The organism is Bacteroidales bacterium (assembly GCA_012517825.1).
In the GTDB taxonomy this organism is placed as follows: Bacteria; Bacteroidota; Bacteroidia; order Bacteroidales; family JAAYUG01; genus JAAYUG01.
In genome coordinates, this window is the sequence record JAAYUG010000072.1 from 1 (window position 1) to 11,723 (window position 11,723).

An 11,723-nucleotide genomic window follows, 5' to 3' on the forward strand; every position below is an offset into this window, starting at 1 on the left:
AACCCTGAAACGCTGGAACATTGGAACCCTGAATCCCTGAAACGCTGGAACATTGGAACCCTGAAACCCCGTAACCCCGCCCCCCTTATCCTTCACCGTCACGAAAATTGATTAACTCTTATTAATCTGATTTTTTTTGAAGAGATAAAAATTTTACTTTTATAAGACATTGATATTTAATAAAATACAAAGAAGTTAAAAAAAATTTTATTAAACGCCTGCGAGATTTTAGCAATTCTGGTATAAACAAATGAACCTGGTTGGTCGCTTCGGAGTTGACGGAGCGAAGCCTTGATAGGCAGGATCGCAGCACCGGTAGCTGCGATCCTTTTTTCAGGAAAATGAACCGGTTTGTAGCACCAGCCAGGAGAGGAAACTGATGCATCAATCTAAAACCGTCACGAAAAATGCAGCGGAAAAAGGGAATCCTTCTGATTCTTTTTGCCTGCCTGAGCCCTTTCCTGCAAATAAAGGGACAGGATACGGAGAATCTTATACAGGAATTTATTACTGCTTATCAGAAAGGCTCTGTTTCGTCCGGCCTTGCCGGGCAAATATTCAACCGTGACGAGAAGGAAGTGCTTTCTCTTCTGCAGAAATACCATTCCGACAAAAATGACAGGATAAGGGAAGCTTCATGGTACCTCACGGCAGCAATTGGAAGAAAAACCGTTCATTCCGACGTCAGGAAGGACGTGTTGATGCAGCTTATTCAGGGCTGCCGGGATTCCAATCCATGGGTTGCCAGCAAAAATCTGGCCCAGTTAAAGAATTTCAACCGTTCGCTGTTTGATGCACCGGCAAAAAAAGCGCTGGAAGAAATCTTCAGAGCCACGGCTAATCCACCGGAAGATCTGATCAGAATAGCAGGATTTGCTGGATGCCGGAATCTGATTCCTGATTTCAAAAACAGGACCATAGGAAGACAGGAGAAGAATCAACAGCTTCAATGGGTATATTATCTGGCCCTTGCGCGCATGGACGACAGGGAAGCAATCAGGTACTGCATGAAAAGAATCAGAAAGCTTCCGGTCAATGATGAAACCATTGAGGACATGTTTCCCGACCTGATTTATATGCGCCGGAAGGAAGCATTTGATTACCTGCTGGAAGTTGCCATGGACCGATCGTCGCGTTGCTCCTCTTCCAATCCTGACAACGAACAGGCCATACCCTGCACTGCAAAAATCCTCGGAATGATTGCACCCTATCTTGCTGGTTTTCCCGTGCAGGATACGGCCGGATTCAGCACCCTGTCATCGGAAGAAACTATTGCATTGGTAAATAATTGGATGAAAGAAAAATACAATGCCGATGCCATCCTTCAGGATATTTACTGAAAGACAGTGCATTCGCACCGGGAAGTTTTTTCTTTTTACTGGAAGCTTCATAATCTTCATTTTCCTTTTATCCTGCCCGGTGACAGCCAGTGAGGATTCCATCCGGCTTACTCCCGGAAAAATTGATTCGATCTTTGCCCTGGTAGAACAGGAAAACCGGTATGCAGAGCAAATTGACACCACGCTCTTTTTCAATCTTCCTGCGGGAATAATAGGTCCGGGGGATAATCCGGCCTATGCGCTCATCATTACGGGGGTAACCTTCGAACCCGGACTGGCCAGATTTGATGCCTGCCTGCGCATCACCAACCCGGCCGACGGAAAACAATTGTATTTTGCAGCCTACAAGGTGCCTTTTTCCCTGAATGACGGCCTCGCCGGTCCTTTTGAACTGATGCTGGTGGAAGAAGTTTCCCTTGATTTTCTGCCCGTTTCCGATGTCAGAATCCTGGAAGGCAGTTTTGTTTCAGCAGGGTGTTCAGGATTCGAATCAGTGACTATTCTTGGCCGGCTCTCGCTGCAGCCCGGTCTGTTCATAGCGGCTGACGAAAAAGGAAATCCTGCGGGAGGGCCTGTTGAAACCGAATTTCGCATCACCACACATTCCCTCAATGACCTTCTGGCAGATATTTCCCTGAAGCCCTTTCAGCTCAAAAACCTTCCCGATTTCACCTTTGTGTGCCGTCATCTTGTTTTCGACATGAGCGACCGGTTCAACCCGGCCGGATTATTTTTTCCTCCGGAACGACTGGGAGATTTCCCTGGAGGAAATACAGGTTTATGGCAGGGAATTTATATCAGTGATGCCGAAATCATATTGGGCAGGAAATTCCGACGCAAATCGGATAGTCTGCCGGTCCGTTTCGGCGTCTCAGGCTTTCTGCTGGATGACAGAGGGTTTAGTGGTACCGTACAGGCAACGAACCTTCTTTCTTTCAATGAAGGCGACATGAACGGATGGAACTTTTCAGTGGATAACCTTAGCCTGGCCTTCATTGAAAATCATGTGAAAGCAGGTATCATGGAAGGACGTATCAACATTCCCTGTCTGAAGGTACCGGACGGATTCTTTTATTCGGCCATCATTGACGCCAATGGCCGGTATGCTTTTTCCATTCGCACCTTCGATAGCATTTCCGTTAATCTGTGGGGGAAAACACGACTGGTTCTTGATCCTGGTTCACGGATTCTGGTTGAAGACAACAATGATACCTTCTTACCCTCAGCTATCCTCAACGGAAGGATGTCGCTCCATGTTCCCCTGGGAGAGAAAGGGAAACAGGAAATAGAACTCGCTGACATCCGGTTTCAGAATATGTGCATATCAACAAGGGAACCGTATTTTTCCATCGGATATCTTTCGCTTGACGGCTCTAAACAAGGCCTGCTGGCAGATTTTCCGATTACCATAAACCACATTGGGTTAAGAGCTTTGCATCCAGCATATGCTTTGGAAATCGATGCCTCGGTTAACCTCCTGGAGCAGGAGAAGGAAGGATTTGCCGCGCAGGCGGACATTATGCTCGTGAACCGATGGGAAAATCATCAGTTCTTTTATGAAAGAACTGACGTCGGAGAATTGTCTGTGAACATCTCCAAACCATCAGCCTTTGAGCTGAATGGAAACGTGCAACTTCTTAATGAAGATCCGGTATATGGAAACGGATTCAGCGGGAAAGTGCATCTGTCAGTAGCCGGGAAATTCATGGTGGACGGAATGGCGGTTTTCGGTAACAATGGTACATTCAGGTATTACTGTGCCGATGTTCTCTTTTCCTCATCGACCGGCATTCCGGCCGGACCCATTACTATCAACCAGCTTGGCGGTGGAATTTTCTGCAGGATGAAGCAAAAAGAATCTTCGCCCAATCAGATTCCGGGGATTTCTCTTCCTTCCGAGCTGGTATATGTGCCTGACAGGAAAACAGGACTGGGGTTGATCATGCAGGCCGGTTTTGTGGTAGCAGAGAAAAGTCTTGTTTCGGCCGATACCCGCTTTGAAATTGCATTCAATACCCATGGAGGGATTAACAGAATAGGCTTCGACGGAGCAGTCAAATGCCTTACTCTTCCAGGTCAGACGACAATGGCAGTATTGGGAGAAAAAATAAAGGCAGCAGCCAGAGGTGAGATTCCCGAACCTGATAAAGCCTCTATGGTGGCCGGCAGCTTGCAGATGGAAATGGATTTTACGGAACATTCCTTTCATGCCGACGGACGCATTTTCATCAATGTTGCCGGGACATTGCATGGCGACGGACCGAATAATCTGGCCGGGCGCATAACCCTGCATGTTGGCGATAATGACTGGTATTTTTACATTGGTACCGTTCAGAATCCTGTTGGACTGAACTTTGCCAATTTCGGACATGCATACGGATATTTGATGGCCGGGAAGCACCTTCCTGATGCCCTGCCGATGAACCGAAGAGTTGCCGAAATCCTGAACCTCCCTCTGTCGGAGTTTCAGAAAAACCGGAATCAGGCCATGCTGGACAACGCAAAGGGCGTAGCATTTGGCTCGGGTTTCGATTTCAGGGCAGGAGGAGAAACCCGGGTTGTTTACGGATACTTTGACATAGGGGCTGGCTTTGACCTTATGTTAACCAACTATGGCACAAATTCTCACTGTGCAGGGAGTTCAGGCCCTCCCGGAATCAACGGATGGTATGCACAGGGACAGCTTTACGCTTATCTGCTGGGCCGGCTCGGGGTAATAGTTAACGTACTTAAAAAAACGAAAAAGTTTGACATCCTCAATCTGGCCGGCGCCGCCCTCATGGAAGCAAAAGGGCCCAATCCCATGTATCTCAGAGGAACCGTGGGCGGAAAATACAGCATCCTGGGAGGAATGATCCGGGGTCAGTGCCGGTTTGAGATAACGGCCGGTGAAAAGTGCGAAATAGTTGTACCCGAAAAAACCCCTGCCAATATGGAACTGATTGGCAGCATCACCCCCGGAACGGATACAAGGGATGTAGATGTATGCATTACACCGCGGGTTGTATTCAATCTCCCGGTAGGTACCGAAATAAAGCTTAGCAATGAACCGGAACTGTATGAGAAATACCGCATAAAACTTGAAAAATGTAACCTGAGGTTGGGTTCTGATGAAGTTGATGGACAGTTAGAATGGAATCAGACCAGGGATGTGCTGGTGTTTAAATCGTCTGAAATTCTTTATCCGTCATCTTCCTATACGTTTGAAGTAACCATCAGTTTTGAAGAGTGGAAGAACGGCCAATGGGTTTCATTTACCGAAAACGGAAAAGTCGTCACCGAAACACAGCAGGTGACCTTCACCACCGGACCGCTGCCAAAAGAAATACCACCTTCATTAATCAGTTACAGCTATCCTGTTTCGCACATGATGAATTTCTACCCTGGTGAAGCAGATACAGGATACGTTGTTTTTCGCCAGGGCCTCAGGGCATATTTTAATCCGGGCAGTGAATGGAAGCAGGTAATTCGATTTACGCCTGTTTCAGGGGCTGAGGCAATAGAAGTAACACCCTTCTATCAGCCGTCGCAAAACACGCTGTTCTTTGCGATTCCCGGGCATCTCCAGCGCAATACGGTATACCATCTGGAACTGGTAAATATTCCCCTGAACATTTCACCCGATGCCGGCATTACGGAAGAAACCAAAAAAACAAGTTACGACAACGATTCAGTAACAATAGAAATGCGCAGCAGGATGGCTACTGCCAGCATCACACGAAAGGAGGAATCCGTGCTCCTGAGCATGCCTTTCCGCACCAGCCAATACCGAAGCCTGAGTGAAAAAATAAACCTCAGCCGACTTGACGTGCGCTTTTTGCAGGAGTTTGCTCCTTATGTTTTTCTTCCGGGAGCAACCTTTTACCGCGATGAATTATTTGACAGGTATGAAATTTACGGAGGAGACCAGTTCGGGCCTTTGGTGCGCATCAGGGCAGTGCCGGAAGAAACTTCCTGGTACCTGCAGTATATGAAGCCAACAATTTATGAAAATTACCCGGTGGCAGGCATAGGCAGAATCAGCTGGCGCAGTGAACAGCCGCTGGGAATTCCTCCAACGGGAGAAATTCAGATCTGGCAGGAAAATTACTACCATGTCCTTACCGATGACGAGGAGCTTTCAGGTCAGGTTCAGCCATGGGCGCAGTTTGCCCACATCATGTATCTGCTTCCCTATTACTGGAGCTGCGACTATTCGGATGTACGGAACCAGCTGGCCAACTCCTGTCTGTCGGGATGCCCCGATAACAGCAGGGTAGAAACAATACTGAACCATTTCTGCTGGCCGGTTATCAGCGCAGGAGATTATCCCATACGTATTGAATATTTCCTGCCGGGAAAAACCCAGCCCGCCCATTCCTTATCCCTGATTCTGCACAACCCGTTTAAATTATCGCAACCTCAATTTTAACCGAAGTTCATGAAAGGAAGACTGCTTTTCATCTTTTGTGGATTTGTCAATCTGCTCTGGGCGCAACCGAAGGAAGGGACGATACATGTTCTTGCGCGCGCCTATAAGGATTCCATTTGTCTGCGCTGGGCTCCCGGCTCTTACGAAGGATGGCTTGCAGGCAACCGTTACGGTTACAGAATTATCCGGTATACGCTGATACGCAACGGAAAGATTCTGTCTGAACCTGAATCCACCCTGCTCACACCCGAACCCCTCCTGCCCTATCCCCTTTCTGAATGGGAACAAAGGGCCGGAGAGGGCAAATATGCATCAATTGCTGCCCAGGCATTGTACGGCGTTATAAACACCCCGACAGCCGGTATAAAAGACATCCGTCAGAAAACAGAAGAACAGGAACAACGGTATTCCCTTGCCCTGCTGGCTGCCGATATGTCGCCGGCAGCGGCCAGGGCACTGGCATTGTACTATACCGACCACACCGTGCAAAAAGGAGAAAAATACCTCTACAGAATAGTTGCTGCTTCTGCTCCAGCAGAATTTGCGGCTGACACCGGATTCATCTTCACCGGACCAGACGAAATGCTTCCCCTGCCCCGACCGCCTGCACCTGAAATCCTGTGCGAAAGAGGACGGATCATTCTCCACTGGAATACCAGCCTCCTGCAGCACGTGTTTACTTCCTGGCTGGCAGAGCGCTCAGCCGACAGTACCGGCCTCTATCAGAACCTTACGGAAGAACCCATTGTATCGTTTTCTGCAAACGACAGGGAAACCGGTACGATTCTTTTTCCCGATACACTATCGCCTGACACAGGAAATTTGTTCTACCGCATCCGGGGAATCAATGCCTTCGGGGAAATAAGCCCTCCGTCAGAACCTGCAAAGGCAATTCCTTGCGGAAGGGATTTGCCCGTTCCGTTTATTTCTTCCGCTTCGACAACAAACGATGGCCGGGTCCTACTGTCGTGGACAAACCAGAACCCGGCACAACGAAATCATTCCGGTCCAAACGAAATAAAAATATGGCGCTCAGCTGTGGAAGGGAGAAATTATACCTGCATCGGCAAAGTATCGTTATCGGATACCAGCTTTACCGATAATGAACCGGAGGAAACCAATTACTACAAACTTTCGGTGAAAACCCCATCCGGAGAAACCCGGTTTTCCCTGCCGGTTCTCGTACAACTGGCGGATACCGTTCCCCCTTCCCCTCCTTCCGGCATCACGGGCACTGCGGATACTTCGGGAATAGTAACCCTCACATGGAAAAAAAATCCGGAACCGGATCTATACGGATACCGCATTTACAGAGGGAACAGTCCGGAAGAAGAATTTTCCCAGATAACCGTTACTCCCGTAACCGGCACTGTTTTTTATGATTCCATCTCGCTGAACAACCTTACCAGGAAAGTTTATTACCGTCTGATGGCTGTTGACAAACGGCAGAACTATTCAGCCCTGTCGGAAATTTTTGAAGTTGCAAAACCCGATAAAATACCTCCGCCCCCACCTGCAGTATATGCTGTATCGGGCGAAGAGAAGGGCATCGTTTTGTCATTCTGCGGCCGGACAGCCGACGATATCAAAGAGGCACGGATTTACCGGACCGGCGGCAAGGATTCCTGCCTTCGTATGGTAACCGCATTGAAGGAACTGCCCGATACCGTGGTATGGACTGATACATCGGCCATTCCGGGAGTGTTGTACAGTTACTGCATACGGCTTGCTGACAGTTCGGGAAACCTCTCATCCGCATCAGAGGAAGTTACGATGGCACGATCTTTCGGAAAAACCTCTGCAACAAAGCCAACCATTAAAGGGAAAAAGGGAGCCGGCAAGCGGTCTGTTGAACTTTCCTGGAATAATGTCCGTTCTGACACGCGAAAAGTGGTTATATACCGTGCCGAGGGGGAAGAGGCCCTTCGCTCCTATGCATCCGTAGCAGGAAATGTTACCAGATTCACTGACAACCAGGTTTCAGCCGGAAGAAAATACCGGTATGTTATTCAACCCGTCAGCAATGACGGAAAGCATCTTGCCCCCAGCGACCCGGTAGATATAACGCTTTAAAATACCACCTTACACACATCCTCATTTTGCTTGCTTACTGCTATCGTGCAACAGTAAAAAACCTGGAAAATGAAAAAAAGCGGATTTCTGTTGGTTTTGGCACTACTTGCCGTTTGGCCGGTAAACGGGCAACAGTTCAATGCCTGGTACTATGAAACATCCTGCACGTCCAGCCCCGCCGGCGGCACAGCCACATTTACTGCAGTAACCGACGGTAGCCCTTCGGAAGTTCTGCTCAGTAGCACACTGGGATTGAAAAACCTGAACGGACGTGTACAGAAAATCAGGACAACCTATCGTGCTTCCAACTGCACATCTTCAACAGAAACCAATTATTCCGGCGGTACCTGCACTTATAACAGCTTTGCAAACCTCAATTGCAACGGAATCGCCTACACAATTTACAGCAGAATTATTCTTGACAATCCGGTATATATTGAAAGCACGAATCTTGCTTCATACGCCGGAGCAAACAATACCATTGCTTACAGTGCTTTTTGCTATAATCCATTCAATAAAGCACCTGACAGTTACAGGTATCTTCAACCCCGCCTTCAGTACCAGTGCGGGTCGGGCAGTTGGAAAGATCTTCCTTTCACACTTAGCCCCTCGGGAGGGCAAATCGTATTTTCCCCCAAAAACAATTTTACTCCGGACGATCTTTATAAAGCCATTTCATTCCGGGTTCTGAAGACCGTGGGAAATGAAGTAACCTGCGAAACCTATGGAAATGTCACGGGTCCGTTTCAATTTTACGATACCGTTACCCTTACAGTTCAGAACGGCATCAGGCTGGTCTGCCAGGATCAAAGCATCCGGCTCAGCGGGGGGTACAAACTTTTTGGCACTGCCAATGTTGGTGCTTATCTGGAAGTCAGGCAACGTGGTACCAGCAGCTGGACCCAGCTGTCCAAAATCCTTAATGCATCGACTGAACTGTATTTCAGCGATCTGAACAATTCTTCCTGGCTTGGAAAGGAAATAGAAATCAGGGCATTCAAACTGTTTAACGGAAACAAAATTGCCGGAAACATTGAACGGATCATGTTTCTTCCGGCTTTGAACGTTCAGGCATCCGTTACACCACCCTCCTGCTACAGGATGAAAAACGGGAAAATCATCCTTACTTTCCCAAAACGCTCTTCATTCAATAACCAGACTGTAAAAATCCTGGTGACAATAAAAAAATACGATCTTCATCCGATCAGCGAAATAAACAATTTTTATAAGCCCATTAAGTTCCCTGATGATACGGCCACGTATTATTTTTATGATGCGGTCACCTTTTCGGCCGATGTTCCGGATACGCTGCTGGTCATCGACAGCCTATCCATTCAGGATCAGAGATTTAATCTGGGGGCAGGAAAATACGAAATAAATGCCCGTTTCCTCAACGATACCAGTTGCAAAAATTCGCTTCTGGTGAGTATGCCGGAGCCTGATCCGCTGACTGCTGCATTTTCACCTGAAAATCAATGGTTTGACAACAGTACCTCCTATCAGATACGAACCGGAAATGCTAAAGGAAATGCCATCCTTCGTATTGAAGGAGGTACGGAACCTTATGCCTATTGCCTGTACGGAACGACCAGCTACCTGTCTGTTACCGGCCATCAGGCCACCCTGAGCCTTACGGCAGGTGAACATGTGTATGATATCCGGGATGCACATAACTGCAGGGTGCAAAGCCAGATTACCATGAAAAAACCACCGGACATCAGCATTTCGGTCACCGAAACAGGTCCGGTGCTCTGCCACCAGGCCACACTGGGAAACCATGGCAATGGAACAGTTACCATTGCTCTTTCGGGAGGAGTGCCTCCCTTTCGGGCCACCATAAAGCAAAACGGAACCGATATTTTTTCACAACGAATAACCAGCAGCGGAACCGTCAGCTTAACTTCCGGGAGCCTGATTGCCGGCAGCGGATATGTTGTATCAGTTTGGGATACTACGGCCGATCCGGCCAATCCATGGCAGGCAGTTTCGGGGTATTTTACCATTCCGGAACCTCCGGATATTCAACTGGCTTGCAGTGTACAACCCGCACCATGCCATGGCGATCAGGCCACCCTTCATGTTCAGGCAACAGGAGGCACAGGATATCTGACCTGTACCCTCAACGACACCATTCCTGTCAGCGGGAACTTGCTTTCCGTAGGCCCGGGAGTTATCTACCAGTTAAAAGCAACCGATATAAATGGTTGCCGCAAAAGTGTTTCGGTTGAAATTCCACCGGCTCCACCTGCCCTTGTTCTGCACGATTCGGTTATTGGTGTCAGTTGTGCAGGAGCAGGAAACGGCGTGATCATCCTTGTTCCGGAAGGAGGAACACCTTTTGCAGGTCATAAGTATGATATCAGCATGCCGGTAAAGGGACTTACCGACCGGCTCCCTAGGAAAACCTTTACTGGCCTTTCACCCGGAATTTACACCCTGGCGGTAACCGACTCCAACGACTGCCGGGCGGAAAAGGCAGCAGAAGTAAAACTTACGGATAAACCACTCCGATTGACTTCGGTAACCACCAGTCCGTCTTCATGCTACTCTGTTCCTGACGGCAAAGTAACCGTTCTTTTCGATCCGGGAGAAAGGGACTTTCCTCCCTTTCATTTGCGCACTGAAAGCCACTCTGGCTCTGCCGAACAAATTCTGTCAACCCCTGAAGCATGCGTATTTACCGGTTTACGAACGGGGCCTTACGAACTGACAGTAACTGATGGGGCAGGATGCGAGGTTTCAGGAACCTTTACCGTAACCGTCCGCCCCGATAGCCTCCGGATCAGCCAGGTTGAAACAACTCCCGCCATTTGTCCGGGAACCGCAACCGGCAAGATTACCCTTTCGGCCAGGCTGGGAGTGCCGGCCGGCCGGCTGTACCGCTTTGCCCTCTTTTCATATCCGCAAAACCAGCCATTAAGCGAGCTGACGGATACAACCGCCACTTTTGACAGGCTTGAAAGCGGCAATTACCTGGTGCAGGTAACAGATTCTGCAGGATGCACTGTCAGGAAGGTTCAGCCACTTACCTCCCTTCCCACGCCGGTACATTTCACGCTGCATCAGCTGAAAGACCAGTCCTGCGAGGGTGTGGCAAACGGAAGTATGCGGATTTCTGCCTCTTCCTCACCGCAAAACGGAGCACTGAACTATTCCGTTTTCCCCGAAATCATCTTCAGCAGATCGGCCGATACGCTTCTGGCCATGCATCTTATTGCAGGAAATTACAGCATCAGGGCAAACGATTCCGTTGGTTGCAGAAACGATACCCTTGTTACAGTAAAAAACCTTGGCAACGAGCCGGAACTGGTTACCGAAAGCATTGATTCTGCAGCCTGCAGGGAAGCTTCCAACGGATGGTTTTCCTTCTCCATACGGCAGAAGATACCAGATTCCGTTTACACAATCCATCTCCTCTCTCCGGGCCGGCAGGATAGCTTTGCCGTTCATCCGGGCATTTCCCGGGTAACCGACCTTCGTGCAGGGACATACAAGGCAATTGTCACCGACCAGGCAGGATGTTCAGGTTCGGCTCAGATCGAAATACCTTTGAAAAAAGACAGCTTGCATATCGCCAGGATTCTTCTTCAGGAAGCATCCTGCCAGCGTGCTTCCGATGCGATTATAACCGTAAAAGCTGAAGGAGGGCTTCCTTCCAGGGCAGGATATCGTTTTTTGCTGGACGGAAAAACGGAAAAATACGGCAAGGAAGTGGCTTTTAATTCTCTTTTAGCCCAGAGAACATACAAGGTGAGCGCATCCGACTCAGCAGGATGCACGGTAATACAGAATCAAAAGGCTGACTCACGGCCTGATACCCTGAGGGCTGTCATTGCCCGGATCATTGATGCACATTGTTACGGAACAGCAAGTGGAAGCCTTCTGATGGAAAGCTTGAA

At 48.7% G+C, this 11,723-nt stretch carries 4 protein-coding genes; all 4 read left to right on the plus strand.

Features of this window, described 5'->3' with window-relative positions:
- Positions 1–407: 407 nt before the first annotated feature.
- Positions 408–1,340: a hypothetical protein gene (locus tag GX419_04680; protein ID NLI23985.1), complete on the plus strand. Its 933-nt coding sequence runs from the start codon at positions 408–410 to the stop codon at positions 1,338–1,340.
- 79 nt (positions 1,341–1,419) lie between these two features.
- A complete protein-coding gene (locus GX419_04685) occupies positions 1,420–5,751 on the plus strand; it encodes a hypothetical protein (protein ID NLI23986.1) in 4,332 nt (1,443 codons plus the stop codon).
- A 9-nt stretch (positions 5,752–5,760) separates the two neighbouring features.
- Complete coding sequence (locus GX419_04690; protein NLI23987.1) at positions 5,761–7,824, plus strand: hypothetical protein; 2,064 nt, start codon at positions 5,761–5,763, stop codon at positions 7,822–7,824.
- A gap of 69 nt (positions 7,825–7,893) precedes the next feature.
- On the plus strand, positions 7,894–11,723 hold a 3,830-nt coding region (locus GX419_04695), incomplete at its 3' end, for a hypothetical protein (protein NLI23988.1).

Excerpts from the sequence above, each read along its gene's own strand:
- GX419_04690 (NLI23987.1), top strand. The coding sequence starts at position 5,761 with ATGAAAGGAAGACTGCTTTTCATCTTTTGTGGATTTGTCAATCTGCTC.
- GX419_04680 (NLI23985.1), top strand. The coding sequence starts at position 408 with ATGCAGCGGAAAAAGGGAATCCTTCTGATTCTTTTTGCCTGCCTGAGC.